The 23,418-nt window shown below is 45.6% G+C and carries 21 protein-coding genes; 13 read left to right on the top strand and 8 right to left on the bottom strand.

Annotated features, from left to right (window positions below; genetic code table 11):
* Positions 1 to 7 precede the first annotated feature (7 nt).
* From TRQ7_RS09110 to TRQ7_RS09090, 5 genes are read left to right on the top strand one after another with little or no spacing between them, the layout of a single operon-like run.
* A complete protein-coding gene (locus TRQ7_RS09110; RefSeq protein ID WP_041844499.1) occupies positions 8 to 1,219 on the top strand; it encodes an iron-containing alcohol dehydrogenase in 1,212 nt (403 codons plus the stop codon).
* Between the two features lie 20 nt (positions 1,220 to 1,239).
* Positions 1,240 to 2,106, top strand: a complete 867-nt coding sequence (locus TRQ7_RS09105) for an aldo/keto reductase (RefSeq protein ID WP_041844498.1) — start codon at positions 1,240 to 1,242, stop codon at positions 2,104 to 2,106.
* A 47-nt stretch (positions 2,107 to 2,153) separates the two neighbouring features.
* Positions 2,154 to 2,636, top strand: coding sequence for a flavodoxin (locus TRQ7_RS09100; protein WP_041844497.1), 483 nt, complete (start codon positions 2,154 to 2,156; stop codon positions 2,634 to 2,636).
* Between the two features lie 20 nt (positions 2,637 to 2,656).
* The gene (locus TRQ7_RS09095) at positions 2,657 to 5,200 is read left to right on the top strand and encodes a hypothetical protein (RefSeq protein ID WP_041844496.1); all 2,544 of its coding nucleotides are present in this window, start codon (positions 2,657 to 2,659) and stop codon (positions 5,198 to 5,200) included.
* Between the two features lie 55 nt (positions 5,201 to 5,255).
* Complete coding sequence (locus TRQ7_RS09090; protein ID WP_041844495.1) at positions 5,256 to 7,031, top strand: DUF505 domain-containing protein; 1,776 nt, start codon at positions 5,256 to 5,258, stop codon at positions 7,029 to 7,031.
* Between the two features lie 33 nt (positions 7,032 to 7,064).
* Here the strand turns inward: TRQ7_RS09090 and gdhA are convergent, their stop codons facing one another.
* Entirely contained in the window at positions 7,065 to 8,315 is a 1,251-nt protein-coding gene (gene gdhA / locus TRQ7_RS09085) for a glutamate dehydrogenase (protein ID WP_012311345.1), read from the bottom strand.
* A 147-nt stretch (positions 8,316 to 8,462) separates the two neighbouring features.
* On the opposite strand from gdhA, the gene TRQ7_RS09080 reads away from it, so the two are divergent.
* Positions 8,463 to 8,882 carry a hypothetical protein gene (locus tag TRQ7_RS09080; RefSeq protein ID WP_012311344.1) on the top strand — a complete coding sequence of 140 codons (420 nt, stop codon included), beginning with the start codon at positions 8,463 to 8,465 and terminating at the stop codon, positions 8,880 to 8,882.
* Here the strand turns inward: TRQ7_RS09080 and TRQ7_RS09075 are convergent.
* The 5 genes from TRQ7_RS09075 to TRQ7_RS09055 form a co-directional block, all read right to left on the bottom strand.
* A complete protein-coding gene (locus TRQ7_RS09075) occupies positions 8,862 to 9,743 on the bottom strand; it encodes a DMT family transporter (RefSeq protein WP_012311343.1) in 882 nt (293 codons plus the stop codon). The two genes, TRQ7_RS09080 and TRQ7_RS09075, sit on opposite strands and share 21 nt — an antisense overlap.
* Positions 9,744 to 9,816: 73 nt before the next feature.
* The gene (locus tag TRQ7_RS09070) at positions 9,817 to 10,911 is read right to left on the bottom strand and encodes a hypothetical protein (protein ID WP_012311342.1); all 1,095 of its coding nucleotides are present in this window, start codon (positions 10,909 to 10,911) and stop codon (positions 9,817 to 9,819) included.
* Positions 10,908 to 14,051, bottom strand: a complete 3,144-nt coding sequence (locus TRQ7_RS09730) for a hypothetical protein (protein ID WP_041844494.1) — start codon at positions 14,049 to 14,051, stop codon at positions 10,908 to 10,910. Before TRQ7_RS09730 ends, TRQ7_RS09070 begins: the two co-directional genes overlap by 4 nt.
* 77 nt (positions 14,052 to 14,128) lie before the next feature.
* Positions 14,129 to 15,397, bottom strand: a complete 1,269-nt coding sequence (locus TRQ7_RS09060) for an MFS transporter (protein WP_041844493.1) — start codon at positions 15,395 to 15,397, stop codon at positions 14,129 to 14,131.
* Positions 15,398 to 15,399: 2 nt separating this feature from the next.
* Positions 15,400 to 16,161 (bottom strand): carboxylesterase, encoded by a 762-nt coding sequence (locus TRQ7_RS09055; RefSeq protein WP_038034140.1) that lies wholly within the window; start codon positions 16,159 to 16,161, stop codon positions 15,400 to 15,402.
* Between the two features lie 97 nt (positions 16,162 to 16,258).
* Between TRQ7_RS09055 and TRQ7_RS09050 the strand changes: the two genes are divergently transcribed.
* The 6 genes from TRQ7_RS09050 to TRQ7_RS09020 all read left to right on the top strand — a co-directional run bounded on the left by TRQ7_RS09050 (position 16,259) and on the right by TRQ7_RS09020 (position 20,888).
* Positions 16,259 to 16,789 (top strand): VanZ family protein, encoded by a 531-nt coding sequence (locus TRQ7_RS09050; protein ID WP_012311338.1) that lies wholly within the window; start codon positions 16,259 to 16,261, stop codon positions 16,787 to 16,789.
* The gene (locus tag TRQ7_RS09760) at positions 16,786 to 17,757 is read left to right on the top strand and encodes a hypothetical protein (protein ID WP_012311337.1); all 972 of its coding nucleotides are present in this window, start codon (positions 16,786 to 16,788) and stop codon (positions 17,755 to 17,757) included. Before TRQ7_RS09050 ends, TRQ7_RS09760 begins: the two co-directional genes overlap by 4 nt.
* 115 nt (positions 17,758 to 17,872) lie before the next feature.
* The gene (locus TRQ7_RS09820; protein ID WP_012311336.1) at positions 17,873 to 18,520 is read left to right on the top strand and encodes a hypothetical protein; all 648 of its coding nucleotides are present in this window, start codon (positions 17,873 to 17,875) and stop codon (positions 18,518 to 18,520) included.
* An 82-nt stretch (positions 18,521 to 18,602) separates the two neighbouring features.
* Complete coding sequence (locus tag TRQ7_RS09030; RefSeq protein WP_041844492.1) at positions 18,603 to 19,484, top strand: ABC transporter ATP-binding protein; 882 nt, start codon at positions 18,603 to 18,605, stop codon at positions 19,482 to 19,484.
* On the top strand, positions 19,481 to 20,272 hold the full coding sequence (locus TRQ7_RS09025; RefSeq protein WP_015920001.1) for an ABC transporter permease subunit: 792 nt from the start codon (positions 19,481 to 19,483) through the stop codon (positions 20,270 to 20,272). The genes TRQ7_RS09030 and TRQ7_RS09025 overlap by 4 nt, the downstream gene beginning before the upstream one ends.
* A gap of 10 nt (positions 20,273 to 20,282) precedes the next feature.
* Positions 20,283 to 20,888, top strand: a complete 606-nt coding sequence (locus TRQ7_RS09020) for a TetR/AcrR family transcriptional regulator (protein ID WP_144399138.1) — start codon at positions 20,283 to 20,285, stop codon at positions 20,886 to 20,888.
* A 17-nt stretch (positions 20,889 to 20,905) separates the two neighbouring features.
* Here the strand turns inward: TRQ7_RS09020 and TRQ7_RS09015 are convergent, their stop codons facing one another.
* Entirely contained in the window at positions 20,906 to 21,148 is a 243-nt protein-coding gene (locus TRQ7_RS09015) for a glutaredoxin family protein (protein ID WP_004080491.1), read from the bottom strand.
* 142 nt (positions 21,149 to 21,290) lie between these two features.
* Here TRQ7_RS09015 and TRQ7_RS09010 point away from each other — a divergent pair, with 142 nt between their 5' ends.
* Positions 21,291 to 22,400, top strand: coding sequence for an MFS transporter (locus TRQ7_RS09010; protein ID WP_038067893.1), 1,110 nt, complete (start codon positions 21,291 to 21,293; stop codon positions 22,398 to 22,400).
* Here TRQ7_RS09010 and TRQ7_RS09005 read toward each other — a convergent pair.
* Positions 22,375 to 23,382 (bottom strand): mannose-1-phosphate guanylyltransferase, encoded by a 1,008-nt coding sequence (locus tag TRQ7_RS09005; protein ID WP_041844491.1) that lies wholly within the window; start codon positions 23,380 to 23,382, stop codon positions 22,375 to 22,377. The two genes, TRQ7_RS09010 and TRQ7_RS09005, sit on opposite strands and share 26 nt — an antisense overlap.
* Between the last annotated feature and the right edge of the window lie 36 nt (positions 23,383 to 23,418).

Raw genomic sequence — 23,418 nt, 5'->3', positions numbered from 1 at the left:
GGTGTTCATGATGAAATTCGAGTATTACAATCCAACGAGACTCATTTTTGGTGCAGGTTCACTTGAAAGGCTTGGAGAAGTTGTCAGCAAGTACGGGAAAAAGGCGCTGCTTGTCATAGGCAAAGGGAGCGTCAAGAAAACGGGCACGTTCGACAGGGCTGTGGCAAGTCTTGAGAAAGCAGGAGTCAAGGTGGTGGAATTCTCCGGAGTAGAACCAAACCCAAGGTTTACAACAGTGCTGAAAGGTGCAGAAACTGCAAAAAAACACGGCTGTGACGTGGTGGTTGCACTTGGTGGTGGTAGCGTTATGGATGCGTCAAAAGTCATAGCAGCAACGGTTCTCTATGAAGGAAACCCAAAAGACATGTTCATGAGAGCTGGATCCGGGAAAATGCCGAGGCTTCCAGAGAAGGCACTTCCCGTTGTCACCGTTCCCACACTCGCAGCCACGGGTTCGGAGATGAACAACGGTGCCGTCATCACAATAGACGATGAGGATGAGCCACTGAAGACCTTTGTTATAGCAGAAGCTCTTTACCCTCGTGCTGCGGTAGTTGATCCAGAACTCACACTGACAGTTCCAAAGAATTACACCGCCTATGGAGTTGCAGATATTATAACTCATGTTACTGAAAGCTACCTCAACAACACTGAAGAAACACCGATTCAGGACAGATTTGCAGAGGGAGTTATTCTCACGGCAATTGAGTATGGCCCTAGGGCCGTTGAAAACGGACAGGATTTGAATGCAAGAACGCAGATTCAGTGGGCATCCATTGTGGCCCTGAACGGATGGGTGCAGGTGGGTGTTAACGCTCCTTATCCTGTCCACCAGATAGAGCATACCATTTCTGGCCTTTATGATGTTCCCCATGGAGCTGGTCTTGCGGTCATCAATCCCGCGTGGATGCGCTTTGCAGCAAAGTACAATCCGGATCGTTTCGTTCAGTTTGCACAACGCATATTCGGAGTGCCCGTGGAAGGTAGAGACAAACTGGAAGTTGCTATGGAAGGTATCGACAGGTTTGAGGAATTTCTGCGCTCGATTGGATGCCCAACGCGTCTATCCGAGTTGGGAATCGGAGAAATCACAGAGGACATGCTCTATCACTGGGCTGAGAAAACTCTTGAGGTGCTCTGTGACGAAGAAGGAAGACTGCCGGGAGTTCCACCTCTCAGTAAGGAAGACATTGTGGAGATACTGAAGATGGCAATCTGAACTGTACAGGGGGTGATGGTATGCAAATTCCAAAGGTCACTCTGAACAACGGTGTTGAAATGCCCATCCTTGGATACGGTGTTTTTCAAATACCTCCGGAACAGACCGAAGAATGTGTGTATGAGGCCATCAAGGTGGGGTACAGACTCATCGATACCGCGGCAGCTTATATGAACGAAGAGGCAGTGGGAAGGGCCATCAAACGAGCCATAGAAGAGGGAATAACCACACGGGAAGAACTTTTCATCACCACAAAACTCTGGATACAGGATGCAGGATATGAGTCTGCAAAGAGGGCCTTCGAAAAATCCTTGAAGAGGCTTCAACTTGAATACATCGATCTCTATCTCATACATCAACCCTTTGGGGATGTGCACTGTGCCTGGCGAGCCCTGGAAGAACTGTACAGGGATGGACTGGTGAGAGCCATAGGTGTGAGCAATTTCTATCCCGATCGACTCATGGACCTGATGGTTCATCACGAGATAGTTCCGATGGTGAACCAGATCGAGATACATCCGTTCTATCAAAGGCAAGATGAGATCGAGTTTATGAGAAATTACAGCATTCAGCCCGAAGCCTGGGGACCCTTTGCCGAAGGAAGAAACAACATATTCGAAAACGAGGTGCTCAAATCTATCGCAGAAAAATACAACAAAACGGTTGCTCAGGTGATTTTGAGATGGCAGATTCAGAGAGGAATCGTTACGATTCCAAAGACCGTTCGAAAGGAGAGAATGATTGAAAACATCAGTGTGTTCGATTTTGAGTTGACTCAGGAGGACATGGAAAAGATTTCCTCGCTGGATACCGGCAAGAGTTTGTTTGTGTCTCACAGAGATCCGCAGTTCGTGAAGTGGATATGTGAATTCAAACTGCCTGAATGAAACGTCCCCGCCTGGGCGGGGACTTTTCTGCAAAGGAGGGTTCTGCAATGAAACCCCTGATCGTTTATTACACCTGGTCTGGCAACACACGAAAAATAGCAAAATTGATCCAGGAACTCACAGGTGGGGACATCATCGAACTGGTCCCTGAAAAGCCCTACCCTTCCTCCTATAGGGAAACCGTTGAACAGGCAAAGAAAGAGATAAGGGAAAACTACAAACCTCCCTTGAAGACAAAGATCGAATCTCTTGAAGGCTACGACCTTATTTTTCTTGGGACACCGAACTGGTGGGGAACGGTGGCACCACCCGTTGCCACATTTCTTTCTCAATATGATCTTTCTGGTAAAAAGATCGCGCCGTTCATCAGCCACGGAGGGGGAGGAAAACAGAGGATCGTGGAGGATATAAAGAGAATGTGCCCAGGTTCAAAGGTTCTGATGGAACTTGTTGTGTATTACGATGGAGGGAAAGATTTAAAAAGACTGGTTTCAGACTGGGTTAGAAAGGTGCTAGAATCGAACTGGTGAGCGCACCTGGGGGAACAAAAATGATCAAAAGAACGTTTTTGCTGATTTTTTCTGTGCTTGTTGTCTCATCTTTTGCGGGAGTTCTTCACTTTGAACACGCCGATATCGTCTATCCAGAGGGATACTACGAGAACGCCGTTCTTGTTGGAAAAATCTTTGAAACGATAAGGCCGAAGGTTGTGGAACTCGTCGGAAACGATCCTGGACGGATAACGATCGTTCTCAAAGACAAAGGCACCGTCTCCAACGGTTACACGATGCCGTTTTTTCACAGAACAATCGTGATCTATCTGTGGCCACCAGAAGGCTGGATGCACTTTCAACTTCCGCTCGAAGACTGGTACACTTACGTTCTGATCCACGAGTTCTCACACATGTGCCATCTCACCTACCAGGGTGATCTGGAGAAAACCCTCACGGAACTCACAGGGATTCCTCTTTACCCACAGATCTTCGGTGGGCTGATCGAAGGAGTAACTCTCTTCAACGAGAGTTCTTTTTCTTCCTCTTCAGGAAGACTGAACAATCCTTTCTACTCGGATGGGCTGTTCTATTACTCCCTTTCGAACTTTCCCTCTCCTTCTTACAGCGAGATCGCACCAGAAGACGACTATCGGGGAAGTCTCCTCTACTACAACTTCACCGGAGGGTTTTACAGGTATCTTGTGGAAACATACGGTCTTGAAAAGGTGAAGGAGTTTTTCCGTGAGTCTTCAAAGATAATGAGTGGTGACGCCTACAGAAAGGTTTTCGGAAAGAGTTTGAACGAGATTTACACGGACTGGATCTTTTCTCTCACAAATCTCAGCTACGATCAGGGAGATCTGATCTACACGGCAAAGAACACAAGGCTTTACAAACTTGACCTCTTCGAAAACAACCTCGTGGTTTTGAGTGAAGAGTACGGTCCCTTCACCTCTTACACGGGAATGAAGAAGGAATCGCTCAGGTTCATCGATCTTGATGGAAAGAAGGTGAAGGAGATACCTCTGGAGAACACAATCGATGTGAAGTACGACGATGGTAAGATCTACGCCCTCTGCAAGGAACGTTCTTTCGATCGATACGAAAACGTTCTCTGGGATGTGACGGAGAGAAGAATCGTGGAAAAAGGAAACATCAGCGCTTTTGCCGTTCAAAATGGCAGAGTTTATCTTTCTTTCTACGACCCAGAGTCGATGAAAAGCATAGTGAAAGGACCACGGTTCGAGTACGTGTTCGATGGGTTCGTCAGGTACATGGACGTTTCAGAAGATTACATCGTGCTTTTGACGCTTGACAACAGAATCGTCGTTCTGGACAGGAAAACAAGAAGGGAAGTTTCAAAGATCGATACACCGGAGATGAAGGGACCGTACGTTCGCTTCTGGAAAGACGGTGTGATCTTCGTTCAGGTGGAAGAGGGTTACACGATACCGTGTTACTACGATCTGAAGGAAAAAAGGCTGTATTCACTGGCAGAAAAAACTCTTCTCAGTGATTTCCTGGTTGAAGGAGATACTCTCTACTACACCAGCTACGTTCCGTACGGAAAAACTGGTGGAATGGGTGTGTACAGAAAGGCCCTGAAAATAAAACCCATGAAAACAAGCGAAGAAGACTTTCACTTTTCAAAAGAAGAAGCTGTCTTCACTACCTCCAGTGAAACTTTGTTCAGGATAAAGAAATTTCTCAGGCCCGTTCTGCACGTTCCGCTGTACGTTCCGGAAGTGAGAGGGGAAGGTGTGGCTCACAATTTTTCCTTTCTTCTTGGTTTCTCCGGTGTGGAAAACGATGTTCAGCTCTTTCTCGCCCCGAACGTGAACTCGAAAGACGGATTTAGCCAGTACGTCGGACTCTCTATGGTGAAGGATACTTTCACGGCCTATGGAAGTTATGTCTATCCACATGAAATCTACAGCCTTGGGCTCTCTGTAAACTCCGGAAGGTTCATGCTTTCTCCATCTTCTGTACTGGAACTTGTTCTGGGAATGAGTTTTGACTCGATCGGCCTTGGTGTTTCAAACACGCTGGACGTCATTCCAAACGTGAAATCAAAGAACGTGGGAGCTGGCCTTGGGTTAAAAACATATCTTCTTGACCTTCCAGTTTCTCTGAAGACTTACCTTACGTTCAGCTCAGAAGATATCGAAGATCTCTTCACACTGGACAGTCTTTACTCTTTCAACGAACTGAAGGTTGCCCTGGGAAGAGAAAGCAGTTTTTCTGTAAGGTACGATTTTAAACTGACGGATCCGGGTAACTTCAGATACGATATATCGCTTGCTCATACACTCTTTGAAGATCAGGCAGAGCTCTTCGATGGGCTTGTCCTTGTGAAAAACACCGGAAACACGATCGGTATAACATCTCTTGAACTATCAAGCAAGGCTCAGAAAGTCAACGTTCTTTATGATCATATTTTCATGGAAACGTACACGAAGGAACTCAAATTCTATCTGACTGCCGGTGCCTTCCTGAATCTTTCCCCTTCACCGGACTCTCAGCCTGCAGGTTTTTACATAGGTATCAGTACCAGTCCGAATGGATTTCCCTCTTTTCCAGCTTTCATCGATCTCAGATGATAAAATATTTATAGTATAGAACTAACAACATCACCATGGAAAGGAGGTGGCATGGATGGTCATAACAAAGAGGCACGCCGTGGTTCTAAAGAGACTCTACGAAAAGGGAGAAGAGTTCAGTGTTAGTGACTGGGAAGCTTTCGACAGAGAAACGCTGTGGCACCTTGAACTTGCCGGCCTGGTCAAACCCGTCGGGGTTGAGATGTACGATCTGACGTTCTCAGGAAACATTCTCGGGGAACTCCTCACGAACATGATCAAAGAAGGTGTTTTGAAAGACCCGGAGGAATGGGACGACTCGTTCAGGTGGATCGGCTCGGAAGTCATTTCCATGATCAGATACTCCAAGCTAGCTCAGTCAAGGGTAAGAGGAGAAGTCACTAAAGCGCTTGAAGAGAGAGGGTTCGCGAAGGAAGGAAATCTCACACCTTACGCTTACACTCTCGATGAGATTTACCATGCGTCACATCCCAGACTGGTCGTGAACTCGAAAGTTGCGGAGTACCTGAGAAAGATGGTGGAGGGTCCGGGGGAGTCCAGCACGCTTCCTGTGGGAGGAGATGAACTTCTCCAGCTTGAAGCGATGAGGATGATAGCCTTCTCTGTTCCAAGGTCTGATGTTTACGCCCTCACAGGACTAGGACAGCAGATCAGAGCGGCACTCAGAAAGGGTCTTGTTGTGACGGATGAACTGATTCTCGACGAACTCATTCTGGACACCGTCGCGAAGGCTTACGAAGGGAATCAGTTGAGTGATTTTGAAAGAAACGCACTTCTCGAAAGAGGCCTCATCGACTGGACGGGAGAGCTTCACCCATTGGCGGAGCATCTCTACCTTGCGTGGAAGATATACAAAAAGGGTCCTTACCTCATGACCCCCGCTTTCCAGATCTCGGAGGACGAAGCGAGGCTCCTGGAAGTGATCGTCAAGCTCTGGAAGAGGCATGAAAAGGAAGATGATGTCTTCCCAGAACCAAAGCAGATAGAGAAGGCAGTGGACTGGGAGTGGAAGAGAAAGGATCTCACCGTGAAGCTTGCACTCTACAACCTTGAAGGTTTTGGCCTTTTGAAATCGAGGGAACACAGACACGGAGCAAGGAGGACGCTCGTTTACGAGTTGACCAGCTATGGTGAAGAAGTGCTTGAAGATCAGAGAAAGAACCTCAGGAGTGTCACGGCTGTCGGTGTGAAATCAATCACTATGACGAAGAAAGAATTCGCAGCTCCAAACGTGGAATGGTATGAACAGGCAAGAAAAGAAGGTCTTGTCAGCGATGCTGCTCCCACTTCTTCTGGTCGCCTCTACGCGAGGCTTTCTGTCGAAGCCGAGAGAAGACCGCTCATAACGAACACAGAAATGAAGGTTCTCAGAAAGGTTCCGTACAAAGCGGGTGTTTTCATCGAAGATATGAATCTTTCAGAGGAGGAAAGAATTGCGCTCGACAGTCTCGAAGCGAAGAATCTGGTGGAGATTTTGCCCACAGACGTTGTCAGGCTCACAGAAGCGGGTCAGCTCATGAAGAGAGCTCTCTCTGCTGTTTCTGATGATGTGGAAGCACCGGTGACACCCCTTGTGATCAGACTTCTTCAGGCTATAAGAACGCACGGCGGACTTCAGATGAAGGAGAAAAGGATCAGGATAAACCCGGAGAGCTGGAAAGTCGTAGAAAAAGAACTCGGTGTTGATCCGGAGACCTTCGATGATACAGTCAACCTCGCCAGAATATCTAAATTCATCACAGAAAACGCGTTGACAGAAGCGGGAGTGGCACTACTTCAGGCTGTGGATGAACTGGCAAGAAAAGAGTATCCGTGGGTTGAAGTTCGATGAATACAAAGCCCCACCGGGAAGGTGGGGCTTTTTTCAGGGATAGATACCTCTCTTTTTCGTGGCGTACGCAACTCGATCGATCGCAAGAATGTAGGCAGCTGTTCTCATATCGACATTGTATTTCTCCTTTACTTTCATAACGTCGTTGAATGCTCCTTTCATCATCTTTTCAAGGGCGTTTCTCACCTGATCCAAATCCCAGAAGAAGCTTTGAAGGTCCTGAACCCATTCGAAGTAAGAAACCGTAACTCCACCGGCGTTGGCGAGTATGTCTGGTACCACAAGGATTCCTCTTCTGCTCAGGATTTCGTCGGCTTCAGGTGTTGTGGGACCGTTTGCTCCTTCCACCACGGCTTTTGCCTTTATTCTTTCCGCATTTCCAGCGTGGATGGCACCTTCCAAAGCTGCAGGGACGAGAACGTCAACATCCAGTTCCAGAAGTTCTTCGTTGGTTATTCTCTCACCCTTCGGATATGTGACGACCGTTCCGTGTTCTTTTTTGTATCTGATCAGCTCCTCCACGTCGAACCCCTCGGGATTGTAGATACCGCCTCTGCTGTCGCTCACCGCAACGACTTTCGATCCGAGTTCTTGAGAAATCAAAAGAGCGGCGAACTGACCCACGTTTCCAAATCCCTGAACGGCAACTGTTGCTTTCTTTGGATCTATTCCCAGAACATCCATTGCAAGCCCTGCACACACCTTAACACCACGACCCGTGGCTTCTTCACGACCCTTTGATCCTCCCAGTTCCACGGGTTTTCCTGTTACAATTCCCAAAACGGTGTGACCCACGTTCATACTGTATGTATCCATGTACCACGCCATCACGTCTGCGTTCGTGTTCACATCTGGTGCAGGTATGTCGTTGTACGGGCCTATTATCACCTGAATCTCTGAGAAGAACCTTCTTGAGAGTCTTTCAAGCTCGTTTCTTGAGAGTTTCTTTGGATCTACCCTGACTCCTCCCTTCCCTCCACCGAAAGGCAGATTCATCACAGCAGTCTTCCATGTCATCCAGAATGCGAGGGCTTTCACCTCATCGAGTGTGACATCGGGGTGGTACCTGATACCACCTTTGGCTGGACCTCTCGCAACGTTGTGCTGCACACGGTATCCGGTGAAGACTTCGACGTGGCCGTCATCCATTCTCACTGGGAATTCAACGATCAAAACACGTTTTGGTCTTCTGAGAACCTCTGCAAGGTCTGATTCCAGATCCATGAGTGATGCGGCACGGTTGAATTGTTCGACTGCCATTTCGTAGAGGCTTTTCTCCGGCATACATTTCCCCCCTCGAACAGAAGTATGCGATATAAACCATATCGTTACCTATTATATCATTTTTGGAAACAAAAATAAAAATTTCATGAAAAATTTCTTGAATTCTGTGACCAAAAGGGTTTAGTATATAGCCGGAGGTGATGTGAGATGTATAGAGATAAAATTGCAAAAATTATCGGCACTGTCTTTTCGACACTGACAGTACTTCCACTTGCGATTCCTGTCTTTCTCTCGTTGTTGGTTCTTGTGATGAGGGGAAAATTTCTCTACGATTTTCTCATGCCGGCGGAGCTCTTCGTTTTCACACTGGTGGGAGGTTTGGGTGTTGTAGTTGTCCTTGCACTGATGAAAAAAGATTTCAGAAGGTTGGCAGTGGCCCTTTCGCTGGCGCTTCTCAATCTGATCGTTTCACAAGTCTATGCCAACGTAAGTGGACTTGCACATGGAAACACTGAACTTACAGGAACGCATCTGTTCATTGTGAGCACATTCATCGTTCTTTACCACTTCTTTGCCTTCCTGGTGGTGTTTGAAAGTTTTAGATCGTTAAAGTTTCTGCGCTCTTGATAGCCTTTTATAACTCCTTCTGAGACTCATGATTATCAGAGAAGATATTATCAATCCCATCCCTGCAATCTGTTGAGTGCCAACCGTTTCGTTTCTGAAAACAACCCCCGCTATCACAGAAACCACCGTTGTGAAGTTGGAGAAGAGGGTGGTGAAGATGGGAGACATTTTCCTTATGGCGTAGTTGAGGAGGAAAAACGCGACGGTGGAAGAGAGAACACCGAGATACAGGGCACCGATTACCACATGAACGTTGAACACCGGTCTGAAATCGCCCGTTGAAAGACTCAAAAGGGTGAAGAAAACTGCTCCGGTCATCATCATGAAGAAGGTGATTTCAGTTGGCGTGAACTCCTTTGAAAACTTTCTCGAGAACACACTGTACATCGCTCCAGAGAGAACGGCGAGGAGCATGAAGACTTTCCCGGCGATGTTTCCCGGTGTGATGTTGAAACCAACTATAAATGAAACTCCAAGAAAACCCATTCCCACAAGAAGGTAGTGAAGAAGATCTCCCTTTTCTTTGAGAATGAAAGGAGCAAGGAGGTTGACAACAACTGGGATCAGGGCGATTATCATACCGGCTTCTGAGGAGTTCACTCTTTGAAGACCGTACGTTTCGAAAAGAAAGTAAAGCACAGGCTGGAACAGGACGAGTTTCCAGAGCTTCCAGTAGGGTTTCTTTCCAAGCTTCACAGCACCAGTTATCAAGAGGAGAAGGTAAGAGAGAAAAGCCACGATGAATCTCAATGAAAGAAAAGTCAGGGGAGTTACATAATCGAGAGCGTTCTTCGTGAAAAGAAAAGAAAGTCCGAATATCGTGGAATAAGCAAGACCTGAAAGAAGAACTCTTAGATCCATGTTATACCTCCAGCGTTTTTGTCTGTGATGGCATCACAGTTGAAATTTTACTATAAGAAATTCGAAAAGCTAACTACCATTCCACAGAGATTCTCTGGACCATTATTCCGCGATAATAATTGTACGCGGTGAAGCCAAGAAGGTAAAAGATGTGCAACCTGTTGTTTTCATGTATCAGATTTATGCTCCAGGGAACAGGAAATATCCTCTTTTCTCCAATCTCGAAATAGTCAAGGCTCTCAAGGCCGTACTTTTCCATGATGGCCTTTGTGAGGTCGAAGGTCTTTTTCAATTTTCCATCCAAACCGATTTCGATAACGACGGTGTGGGACGTTGAGTAATCTAAGCCCAGAGTGAAAAAAGAATCATCCGTGTGACCGAGAACCGGATATCCACCGCCACCGCTTGGTATGGAGAAAGGAATCTTCACCGTTCTTTTCCTCTTCTTTTTTCCGAACTCGTAAACGGTCATCTCTCTGTTCATCCATCCTTCAGCTCTGTAGTACTTTCCGTTTGCGAAAAAGTCCGGAAGATAATCCAGCTTGAACTGTTTTCCTTTCTCAGAGAGAGAACCTGAATAAGAGAACACCTGACAGAGGTAAGCAGAGGAATGTCCAGAACCGATGCTCTTGTAGGCAAGAAATTCTACTCCTGATTCGCTCGCTTCGTTGATCAGAAAATTCTCGAAATCCAGTTCTTTCTCATCGAGAATGTTTCCTTCCTTGTCGATTCTCATCAGATATAGAAAATTCTCTCCATCGAGCCCGACACTTCCGAGAAACAGAAAGTCGTTGTTGAGACTGTACAGTTCTCCATGGTAGAGCGATACATCTTCATAAGGAATGTTCCAGATGTTGTTGTAGGTTGGTTCTCTGTAATCCCAGACATTGGAGTCGATTTTTCTGTACCTCACGATGAAACCATCTCCGCTTGCCCGCCTGTAAGCGTATATCTCGAGAATGTTCTCTCCATCAATGATGGCATCTTCAACGTAGTTGTAGTTGTTCCCGATGTAACACAGATCCACTCCTTCGAACGAAACGGATTCTTTCGACACAGATCCCACAAAAACCAAAAATTTCCCGGAATCGAATCTAACTTTGTCGATGCTCTGAGTGAAGAGCACAGCCGAGAAAAGAACAAACAGGATCAAAATACCCCTCTTCACTGCTTTGTCACCTCCTCGAGATACGCTTGAAGTTCAGAGGTGGTTCTGTTCCACTCTTCGTAGAGATCCGGGTGTGTGACGTCCAAACGTCTCAAGAGCCAGTCTTTGATTTCTTCTGGCACTTTTGCTCCCACGGCAGCGAACGGATCTGTCATGATTTTCTTCTGTATCTCTTCCTCTTTCCTCTTTCTTTTCATCCTGCTCATTTTTTTGAGGGAATCTATTTCCGACATTATTCCGGATTTGTAGTTCGTGAGGGCTTTTATTGTGGCTTCGACCAGGTGATTCTCGAGAATAGCACTGGGATCTCGAATCTCGTAACCTTCCCTTGTTGGATCGTCAGTGATTCTTCTGAGATAGTTGTTGAGGATGTACTCCTGATTTTTTCTGTTTCTCTGTGAAAGCCATCTCAGAAAGTCATAGGTTGGATATGTTTTTTGAACTGTTCGACCGTCTTTGTTTATGTATGAGTAAGACAGTACGCTGGTTTTGAAGGGATCTTCCTGTTTGTAGGCTTCGTATAGATCTGTCCATTCGTCTATAATTGCGTTGAATTCCTCTACGGTGTCAAACGAAGACAGGCTGTAGAGTCTTTCGAGTGTTTTTCTCAATCTGTCTCCTTCCGGATCTTCTCCTTCTAGTTTCTCCCTGAGCCGAAAGAACTTTTCCAAAAGTTCAGGAACGTTTTCCAGTTCACGTGAAATCCCTATGCTCTTGTACGGAAAATTTTTGTCGAAGAAGTCGATCGAATAGCGATAATAATTACCGACCAATCTGTAGTTCTTGTCAACTTTCAGGTCGTTGTCTGTCAAAGAGATGTAATAGTGAAAAACGTGATACTGTTGTATTTGTTCTCGAGTCTTTCTCACGGCTTGGTTGAACGCTTCAGATCGCTCTGCGAGCTCTTCTTCTTTCAGAAACTCCTGGAGAGTTCTGGCTGCTATCTCGTCGATTCCGATCGCTCCAAGATGCTCGTTTTCTCTCAGATAAAAGAGGTTGATACCTTCGTATTTCATCAGCTCTGTCAGATGATGAACGTACTCGGGTTTGAATTCTTCAATACTCCTTTTTATCTCATCGCCCTGTTTCATCAGAAGATTCCATTGATCGACAAGTGTATTGTAAATCTCCGCCTTTTTGTAGGTATTGTTCACCAGAGCCAAAAAGGTATCGAGATATTCTTCGGTTTTGATTTCCATACTCTCCAGATCGTTCAGTCTGCTCATCGCTTCATCGATTTTCTCCTGAATTTTCCCTATCAATTGTGAAGTTTTCATGATCAGATGAGTCTCGAAAAGAATATCGAGTGCGATCTTTTGGTCAACATTCTTTCTGAGTTCTTCTGCTTGCTCTAAAATTTCCGAGAATCTGTTCAGAATTCCTTCAAGATTGCTTTTCATTTCTTCTATTTCTTTCTGGAGGTCTTCTTTTGCCTGTACGACGTACCTGTAGTAGGCCGGTATGACCGCTCCCTTATCGAGTGTTCTGGAAGAGATGTGCTCGAGATTTCGAGCGTTGTAGCTGATTTTCCCCCATTCCGAATCGATTTCCTGAAACTTCCGGTTCAGGGAGGAGAATTCGTCGTCGAGACTTTCGAAGAGAAATTCCTCGTCCGTGAGTCTGTATTCATCACCTATGAATTTTCGCGAATACGAGATGACTTCAAAAGAAGACCGAGCGAGTGGGTTAGCGTGAAAAGCGTAGAAGGCTTCCTCCAGTTTTTTCCGAAATACCTTCACGGCGTTTGGATCATCCACATTCTCGAGGAATTCTTTCTTTAATTCTTTGAGGTACGCACTGTACTCTTCTTCACTTTCGAATTGTATTTTGGACATCTTCGGTTCATCCAACACGATTTCGCCGGACGATGGAACAAACGTTTCGTAAACCATCAGATGTGTTTTTGTGGCAGAATCGACTATCTCGGCTTCCACCCTTATTTCTTCGTCCAGGGTTAAAACCAGGTCTGACAGAGAGAAAGAAGGAGAGTTCTCAACGTGAAGATCTGTTTTTTGAGTCTTGATCGTGACCGTGGCAGATTTGACCTCCTCAGGAAGTTGAACGCGAAGATTTTTCACAATTTCCCTCTTGTAAGTGGGAGTTATGTTGACGGTTTTAACGTAATAGGTGCTCTTCTTGTCTGAAAGCCACGGATCGTATCTTGAGAAGAGATCTTTCTCATCGAGTACCTTTGTGTAAACAGTGTTGCCTTTGAGATCTTTCAAAACGATGGTGATCTGTCTTGATTTCATATCTTTCAGTGAAGAAGAGATCTTGTGTTCTTTCCGTACCTGTGCACTCAGGTTGAGTTCGGGAACTGTGAGAACGAACATTTCAGGGCTGTTGATTTTTAGAGTGATGTTCACGGTGCTTTCTGAGAGAAAGTAGTTCAGCGCTTCTTTTTTTCTCTTGAGAACGTATTCCGCTCCACGTTTGAAAAGTTCCCTCCTCCACTGTGTGATCCAGAAGTGCTTGACTTCGTCTACTGTGTACGCTTTGTAGGAGAAGTTCAAATACAGCTTTTTCAGTTTCTCATACCAGGGTTTGGATGCGAAGTCGAGTTCGTTCAAAACCTTGTTTCCCACGTTGTAGAGTCCGTGCTTCATTCCCTCGTTTACGAATATGTCTTCAAGGAAATCTCTGACTTCGATGGAATCATCTGTCTCCAACCATCTTTTGAAATCCTCTCCCTTGAAAGCGAGCGGATCTTCCTCGAGGATTTTTTCCAGTTCTTTCATCTTCAAATTCACAAATTTCTGCGAAGACTCTTGTATTCTCTGATCGAAAACGTACTTTTCCACTTTGTCCCAGAAAGGCTGGGAGAAGCTTAGAACGGTGAGCATTGTGTTGACGTAAGGAATCAGGTTCACAATCTGGGAGACGCCTACTTTTGAGAAATTTTCGAAAGCCTTGTCGTAATTTCCTTCTTTCAAGTAAGAGATTCCTTCACTGACATCGAGAACATCGAGAAAATTGGAGGCTCCTGAAACAAAGAAGCTGTACTCCTCAGCGGGTATTTTGAGAAGACTCGCAAAATCCTTTGCCATTCCAAAATCGTTTCTGACCTCCTGGTAAGTGGGAATTTGAGCAACGGAAAGGGAGGCCACAAGAAGCAATGGAAGGATAACGAATCTAAACACCTTATAAACATCTCCCTTTGATTGAGATAACTCAGTATATCATTTTTAACTGCTGTTTGTCAAAGAAAAGCAGAGATTCATCTTGTCTGGGAATTCTTGGCAAGTTCTATCATGGTCTTCTGAAGCCTTTCCACGTCTTTTGCAAAGTAAAAAACCAGAACGAAAAGCAGCACCGCACAGATAAGCCAGAAGTACGCGGAGACCTTCAAGGCAGCCCCAAGAGATCCAAGTGCAACGGACATCACTCCTCCCGCGAATTTTCCAAATCCCGTTCCGAGCGAATCAGTGAGGTTGAATATGGAGAATATTCTTCCCCTCTCCTGGGGTTCGTTGACGTTCAAGAGCATGAACTTCACGTTCGGGCCCGTGAGGCTCGCGGTGAAAGAAGCAACGAAACCAAGTAACATGAGCACGAGAAGACTTCCTGTGTAGTCCAGGGTCATAACAGTGAAGAAAGTTCCAAGAGCGGTTGTGATCGAGCAAAACAGCGGTAGGAATGGTCTGGATTTCACGTAGATGCTCGCTCCCCACAGCCCTCCAAGGATGATCCCCACGATATTTCCAAGACCGAACACGAGGAAAACGAGGGTGGCCGTCTCCACCGAAAGACCTCTTTCTCTTCTGAAGAATTCCACGAGAAAATAAGGAATGGCACCCCAGGGAATCGTCCCTGCTATGCCCTGAAAGAACAGAAGAAGATTCGTTTTCACCTTCACGAGTTTTGCGTAATCAGAGAGTTTTGGTGCTTTCGGGTACTCATACCCAGATTGAACGAGCTCTCCAATTCCTTTTTCAAAAGCACCTCTTCTTGGCTCTTTCAGAACGAAAACGGATAAGATCGCAAAGACGATGTTGGGAACAGAAACCACGATGAAGGGAACTCTCCAGCCGTATTTCGGTCCCAAAAAGCCTCCAACGATCATTCCAAGAACACTTCCTATGGAGATCGCAGAAGATATGAGAGCCACGACTTTTCCTCTCTTCACTTCGTCGAACATGTCTCCTATCATCGAATAAACGATGGGGAAGGACGCTCCCACACCTATTCCGGTGAGTGCTCTCCAGAAAAAGAGTTCACCGTAAGAATGAGAAAATGCGCTCATGAGACAGGGAATCTCACCGACAAGAATGGAGTAGATGAGCAGGTTTTTTCTGCTGTATCTGTCGGCGAGGTACCCCCATACGAGACTCACAAGGGCTCCTATCACCGTGAAAGACGAAGCAACGAGACCTATCTGAGCATCCGTGATGTTGAATTCCTGTTCTATCGCTCCTATGTTTGGAGACATCACCATCTGATCCGCGTTCAGTAGAACCATGAGAATCAGAATGAATATAACTGCCATTTTCATTCCCCCTTCAGCCACTCGATAACTGCTCTGGTGACATCTTCCTTTTCCACATCGTTGCTCAGAACGTGACCGGATTTTTCAAAAACAAGAAGCTTCCTCTTTTCTGATCTGATGTTGTTGTATATGAACTCGGCTGCCTTCATGGGAACCATGTTGTCGTTTCTTGCTGCGACGACGAGAGTGTCTGATGTGATCTTTGAAACACTTTTTCTTGCCAGTTTCATGAGTTTGTAAAGTTCAGCTGCCTGTTTTGGCCAGTTGTAAGACCAGTACTCTTTTCTCAGGTATTCGATGTCCGGGTCTTCGTACTTTTCTATGTTTTCACGAGGCATCTTCTTCGTAAACAACTTCAGAATCGGTGTGAGAACTATTCTTTTGTCGAACACATGAGTTGCTGCAGCCAGTGTAACCAGTTTGAGAGGATTCATCTGAGATGCGAGTATCAAAGCAATCACACCACCCATGGAAAGTCCCACCACATAGACTCTATCGCATATGGCTTTTAAATCGTAATATGCATCGAAGGCGCGTCTCAGCCAGTCTCGAGCGGTTGTCGTCAGGAAATCCTCACCGCAGGTTCCGTGTCCTGGAAGTCTCGGAACAGAAACAGTAAAGCCGGCTCTGTTTACCTCCTTTGCCATGTACTCGAAATCGTGTGGAGAGCCGGTGTATCCATGGATGAATAAAACACCTTCGTTTCCTCCCTCAAGAAAGATCGGAAGCGACTTCTTCACAGTTTTACATCGTGGAAAATTCATAGGAGCACCCCCTGTTGAGTTTTTGAATACAACAATATTTTAACATTTAGTTATTAGGAATATGAAACGATGGTAGAATTCCTGTTGAGGTGGTAGGATGAAAAGGTCTTTTCTGGTTCTAACCCTAATACTGATGTGGATCGGTCTTGTTTTTTACTTTTCATCGCAGCCTCCCGATGTTTCTGGAAGGCAGTCCGGAAACGTCTATAAATTCCTCAAAAAGGTAGATAACGTTCTCGACTTCACCCAGACGAGATGGTACAAAAATTTGAGATCCCTACTCGAAAAATGGTGGTTCCCTGACAAGAAGCCAACGGGGGAAGATCTTGTCAGAAAATCAGCCCATTTTGGACTTTACTTTATAATGGGTATTCTTTCTTTCGTATTCAGTTATACTTATCTTAGAAAGTATGTGTTTTCTATTTTGATGGGAACGTCTCTACCTACATTGATAGCCGTTCTCGATGAGTACAACCAGATTTTTCACAACAGAGGATCTTCACTGTACGATGTGTTCATAGACATGAACGGTGCCCTGTTTGGAGTGGTGATTGCCCTTCTGACGCTGGTTGTTGTGAGGTTGATCACCCGAGCGTACAATGTCCGCCGGGGAGGGGGGATAGTATGAAAAAATTTGTGATGTTGTTAGTGGTTCTTGTCCTTGTCTCGTGTTTCGCCCAGGTGCCAGACTTTCTCTTTTCTTCAAAATATCCCATTCCTGAATGGGTTAGGCCGGGTCTTGTGGTTGTCTACCAGCACGAGGGAGGTACTCAGTCCGGAGAAAGTGCTCTCTACGCAACTGGCTACAGAATTTTGATAGTAACGGATGTTCAAAACAACGTATCTTATGGAATAGGCATCACATTACTCATTCATCCAACTGATTACTCTATCATGTTTACTTCGGAGCTGAATCCCGTTCCGGTGTTCGTCCATCCTCAGGAGATTCAGGACGCACTCGACAACGCAGATGTATATGAAGGAACGGTTGTACAGGGTGGACGTGATATAGACAACTCTATCTGGATAGAAATCGCAGACAACTTCTCATCGACGGCCGTGTGGATTTCAGAGGATGGTCTTGTTAAGAGATATCAATTTCTTGAAAGACAGAATCAGGGATCAGGTGTCGTTCGAGGAGAATATTTGACACACTTCTACATCGACTGGCCTGATGAGGATTTTCCACCTGTGGCCCAGGAGAATCACACCTACAATATTTACTCTGCAGCGTTTGGTTTCATGGCTCTTCAGGGTAGTGTGAGCAGTGAATTTTTAGGGGTCCAGGGAAATATCGCAAGATACAGCGCCACGTACAGCATGGGAACTGCGTTTCCACAGAAAGCAGAATTGATAGGATTTCCTTCGATAGGGCCGTTCTACATACACCCCGATCTTTTGAAGAGGGATGTGGTTCTGGAAATACCCGACATCGGCTTTGTCTGGCAGAATGAACCCGGCAGCTACGGTGTGGATTCTGTCATCTACTTCAACGGTCAGGAATGCTACAGGGCATCATGCTACGAGAACGGCCTCGCTGCAGAGATAAAGACTGTCCAGATGGGTCTTGTTATCGTTCAACAGCTTGTTGAATGAGAAAGGATGAAAGTGAAAATAGCTGGCTGGAATATATTAGCCAGTATCCGGAGCTTTTTGAAAAAAATAAAGTGGGACTGCAGAAGGTACGGAATGAACTGGGAAAGATTCACAGGTGTTCTTTGCAAATATAAACACGAAGTATCTTGAACTAGCTCACAGAAATTTACTGGACATTATTCCCAGTATTGAACGAAGGATCAAAGATTATTTTGAAATTGACGATTACAACATAGTCATTTACGTTGGACTAGAAAATGGTGCTGGCTGGGTAACAGATTTTATGAGAAAGCCTTCCATTCTTTTTGGACTGAAAGCAATTGTTAATCTCGAATGGATCGATAAACTCGAGGGATTAATTGCTCATGAATTTGGCCATCTGGTTCATTGGTCTTTGAGAAGAGAAAACATGGAAGAGCTCGAAAACGACGAGAAGTTCTGGCTCTATACAGAAAGATTCGCCCAAAGGATCGAAGATTTGATAGTTGGAAGACCATGGCATTTTGAGGAAGATGAATGGTTCGATTGGTGTGAAGAAAACGAGGCTTTACTCAAACAGGAATTTTTGAGAAGAATAGGAGAAAAAGAACCCCTGAATCCATTCTTTGGTTCGTGGTATGAGCTTTTTGAGAAACAGTTCCTGGGTTACTATCTCGAGTACAAATTCATTCGCTGGCTTGAGGATGAGCTTTCACTCGAGAGGATAGCAAAACTGAAAAGGGAAAAGATCGAGAGTAAAATTTTAGAGTTTCTTCGATTATGAATGCTTTCAATTCAGGAGATTTACCTTACTTGATTTTATTTTGTTATAATTTGACTGACCAGTCAATCAGGGAGGTGTTAAGGTGTCGGTAGTTGAGGTGAGAGATCTCACCAAGTACTACGGAAAGTCCCGAGGTGTAGAAGGTGTGACCTTTTCGGTTGAAGAGGGAGAGATATTCGGTTTCATCGGGCCAAACGGTGCCGGGAAGACCACCACAATAAGACTGCTTCTTGGTCTAATCTTTCCGACGTCCGGTCGTGCCAGCATATTCGGCAGGGATGTTGTGAAAGAAGGAAAAGAGATCAGAAAGGGTGTTGGTTACATTCCAGGAGAGGTGAGTTTCTATCCCGAGGTGACGGTGGAGGAGTTTCTCAGGTACTCATCGAGTTTTTACGAAAGCGTTGATGAGAGCTACGTGAAAAAACTATGCAACATCTTTTCGCTGGACACGGGAAAACGTATCAGAGAACTTTCCATGGGAAACAGAAAGAAGGTAGCGATCGTTCAGGCTCTGATGCACAGGCCAAAACTTCTCATCCTGGATGAGCCAACGAACGGCCTTGATCCCATCGTTCAGAGCACATTCTTCGAGATCTTGAAGGAGGAGAAAGAAAGAGGCACCACGATCTTCTTCTCTTCCCACATACTCAGCGAGGTCGAGAGACTCTGCGATCGGGTTGCGATGATAAAGAACGGAAGGATCGTCAAGATAGAAAGTGTGGAGAACCTTAAGAAAGAAAAGTACAAGGTAGTAAGGATCAGAGAGGGAAACTTTGAGATGCTGGAGAAACTCCCTGAAGTGGTTCACCTGAAGATCGAAAACAGCGTTGCGGAGTTTCTTTTCTCTGGAACAACAGAGAAACTCATAGAAATTCTTCAGAGATTGAAACCATCTGATTTCTGGGTGGAGGAACCTTCTCTTGAGGAGATCTTCATGTCCTACTACAGGGAGGGAGAGAAATGAACGTTCTCAGATGGGATTTGAAGAGATACATAAAAAGTACACTCGCGTGGACGATTGTCTTGATACTTCTTCAGTTCATGTACGCTGCGTTCTATCCAAGCATGGCAAAAGAAACAGAGCTCATAACCAGATGGATAAGAGTCATGCCGAAAGCCTTTGTGAAACTCTTTGGGCTGGAGGATATGGACTTTTCCAACATCATGAACTATCTTGCGATGGTGTCGAGTATCTATGTGACACTTGTGGGAGGAGTTTTTGCGTCCCTGACCGGAGTGAGAAGCATCTCAAGGGAAGAAAACGAAAAGACCATGGAGTTTCTCCTCTCAAAACCCATCACAAGGTACGAAGTGGTCCTGTCGAAATTTGCCTCGTCACTGATACACATCCTCATTTTTGACGTGCTTTTGTTCACGAGTCTGTTTTTCTTTGCAAACGCCTACAGTTCATCTCCCGTGGAGATAGGTAGATTCACCGTTTTCGCTCTCAGTCAGACGATACTTCACATTACCCTCATGAACATCTCTTTTCTTGTGGGTGCCCTGAGATCAGACAACGCCCTTTCACTCGGTCTTGGCACAACCTTCGTTCTGTACGTGCTGAATATGATCTCAAAACTCACAGATTCTGCTGAATTTTTGAAGTACTTCACCCCCTTCTCTTACGCAGACCCTTCAAAGATCATAAGATATGGATTTCCTGAATACTCCGGGCTCTTCTTTGCGCTGGTGAATGTATCACTTTTGATCATCACAGTTGCTTTTTTCTCACGAAAGGACATCCTCGTCTGATGGAGGGATCGTGTTGTCGAAGAAAGAAGCGATATTGAAAGCAGCGATAGAGGTGTTCGGAAAAAGAGGATATGAAAGGGCCACAACCGATGAGATCGCAGAAAGAGCGGGGGTGGCCAAGGGTTTGATCTTTCATCACTTCAAAAGTAAAGAAAATCTCTACCATCAGGCTTACAGGTACGTCGTTGAGAAACTTCAGGGAGAGTTTGAGAATTTCTTGAGGGAAAACAAAAACAGAGATATCTTCGACTTCATGGAAAAGTGGATGGAGAAAAAACTGGAGTATTCTGCAAACCATCCCGAGGAGACGGACTTTCTGGTGACGCTTGTTGGTGTAAACGAGAATCTGAGAAGAAAGATCCTCTCCGATCTTGAAAAAGCACAGGGAAAGTTCTTCGGTTTTGTGAGAGAGAAACTGGAGGACCTGAAACTAGCAGAAGGTGTAACTGAAGAAGTGGCGCTGAAATTTCTGATGTGGTTTTTCAAGGGGTTTGAAGAGATTTATCTCAGAACCTATCAGGGAAGGCCAGATCAGTTGAAGAAAGATACCAGAAACCTTGTTGAGGAAGTGAAAGTGATGCTGAAGATCGTAAAGAGGGGCATGTTGAAAGAGTAAAGCGGGGCTGTCCCCGCTTAAGATATTCCAAGGAGTCTGTCGATCTTTGCCTTGTCGAATCCGATGACTATCTTGTTTCCGATTTCGATCACGGGAACTCCCATCTGTCCCGTCTTTTTCACCATGAGTTCTGCTTCTCTTGGATTCTTCGTAACATCCACCTCTTTGAATTTCAATCCCAGGGATCTGAAGTACTCTTTTGCCTTTCTACAGTATGGACAGGTCGGCGTCGTGTAGATTTTAATTTTCAGGTGCTGCACCTTTTCACCTCCATTTTCTACCTATTTGGTCCAAATTTATTTTACTACAGACTGGAGGTACTTTCAACTGTTTCTCACAGAACTGAAAAGTTCTGAATGCGAATCATCGTGCTACAATCTTTCCTGTGCGAGGAGGGATTCTGTGCGATACAGACTCGTATCGATAGAATTTCTCGTGTACGGATCGATGGCGGTTTATTCACTTTTGAGCCAATTCCTCGCAAGCGAGGGACTTGCAAAGTCTCAGATCGGCCTTTTGATGGCAATCATGCCCATCTCCTCTCTTTATGCAAATCACCTGAATTTCGAGATCGCCTCCGCTATTGGAAGAGTGAACTGGTTGAAAAGAGTAATCCTGTCCGCTGGATTTCTTCTGTGGGGCCTTTTTCTCTTCGAAGAGTTCTATGTGAAGCTTCTCTTCATGGCGATCTTTGCCTTTTTCTTTTCAGCAACGGCGCCTCTTGCAGAGTCTGTGATCGTAGACATCACGCACCAGTCGAGGATGAACTACGGCAGGATCAGACTCTTTGGAACGTTCGGTTTTTCTTTCACGGCACTGTTGATGAGTGCGTTGATCAGAATAGGATACGTTGTGATATTCGTTGTCTTTGCATCTCTCATGATACTCACCTTTTTTGTTTTGAAGAAAGTGGACGAGGTTGAACTGGGAGACGAAGAAAAGAGCAGGAGCAAAAAGCCCTTGCCGATCTTCTTCTGGCTTCTTCTTCCGGTGGTGATCTTTGGTATAGCTGCAAACAACTTCAACTTCGTTTTTCTGCCCGTTCTGATAGAAGAGAGGGGATACGATGTCTCTCTTGCGAGTCTAGCACTTTCTTTGATGGCCATCACGGAGACACCGTTTCTTCTATGGGCCGATGAGATCGTGGGAAAACTCGGTGTGGGTTTCTTGCTCTCGTCAGGGGTGTTCGTTGTTGGTCTCAGGAATCTTCTCGTTACCATGGCGAATTCTCCGTCTTCTCTCCTGATGGTGCAGTTGCTTCAGGGCTGGACCTACATCGTGATCTATTACTCCATGATGTCACTCATTCGCACGTTCGGTCCCGCAAGGATCAGAGCACAAAAATACTTCTGGATCGCCATGGGAATAGGGCCGTTCGTTGGATCGTCCACCGGTGGAATACTCGCAGAAAGCCTTGGTATGATCGGCGCGTACAGAATCTTTGGACTGGTTCCTATGGTCGTTTCTCTTCTCGTCTTTCTCTTTCTCAGGAGGTACGAAAGAGTTTCCTGACCACTTCCCTCACTTTCTGTGCGTGTTCTTCTTTGCAGATCAATATCCCGTTGGGAGTGTCGATCACGATCACATCCGAAAGACCCACGATGGCTATTGGTTTGTCATGGGGTTTCACGAAGACACGTTCGCTGTCCACGAGTACCACATTCTCCGATTCCTCTGTGTAACCCTCTATCTCTCTCACCGAGGACCAGTTCCCAACGTCGGACCACTCAAAATCTGCTTTCACAACGCGAACCTTCTTTGACCTTTCCATGACCGCGTAGTCCACACTGATCGACGGGACCTTCTCGTAGGCTTTCTTCATCGCTTCGAAATCCCTCGGATCCACATCCTTCAGGTGTTCGTATATGGCAGGTTCACAAACCTTTACCTCCTCGATGAATTCTTTTGCCTTCCAGAGAAACATCCCACTATTCCAGAGGAACCTTCCACTCTCCAGGAATCTCTTTGCAGTCTCAAGATCGGGTTTTTCTCTGAACTGGACAACCTCGTGCACACCGTCTTCCAGTTCTTTCCCAACTTCTATGTATCCATAACCAGTCTCCGGTCTTGTCGGAACGATACCGAACGTGAAAAGACCTCCATACTTTTTCACAGCTTTGAGTGCCTTCTCCACAGTTTCCCAGAATTTCTCCACATCGGGAATTCTGTGATCTGCCGGCAGGACCAGAACGGGCTCATCATCTTCGGCAAGTTTTGTTCCGACAAAGCACGCGGGAGCGGTGTTCTTCTTCAATGGTTCTGCGATGATGTTCTCCGGTGGAAGTTCTGGAAGTTCTTCTTTTGTTCTTTCGACGTAGTCTCTGTGGGTTACAACGATCACGTCTTTCGGGTCGAGCCTTTTCAAAACGCGCTCGAATGTCCACCTTATGAGACTTTTGTCACCGAAAAGTTTGAGGAACTGTTTTGGAGTTTCCGGAGTGGAAAAAGGCCAGAATCTTTCTCCAGATCCTCCAGCCAGGATCAGTGCTTTCACCGTTTCACCTCCTCGTGTACAATTTTAACAGGAGGT

The sequence above is a fragment of the Thermotoga sp. RQ7 genome (assembly GCF_000832145.1).
Lineage (GTDB): Bacteria > Thermotogota > Thermotogae > Thermotogales > Thermotogaceae > Thermotoga > Thermotoga neapolitana.
Note: the sequence above shows the minus strand (reverse complement) of the source record. Positions and strands in the feature narration are given on the sequence as shown.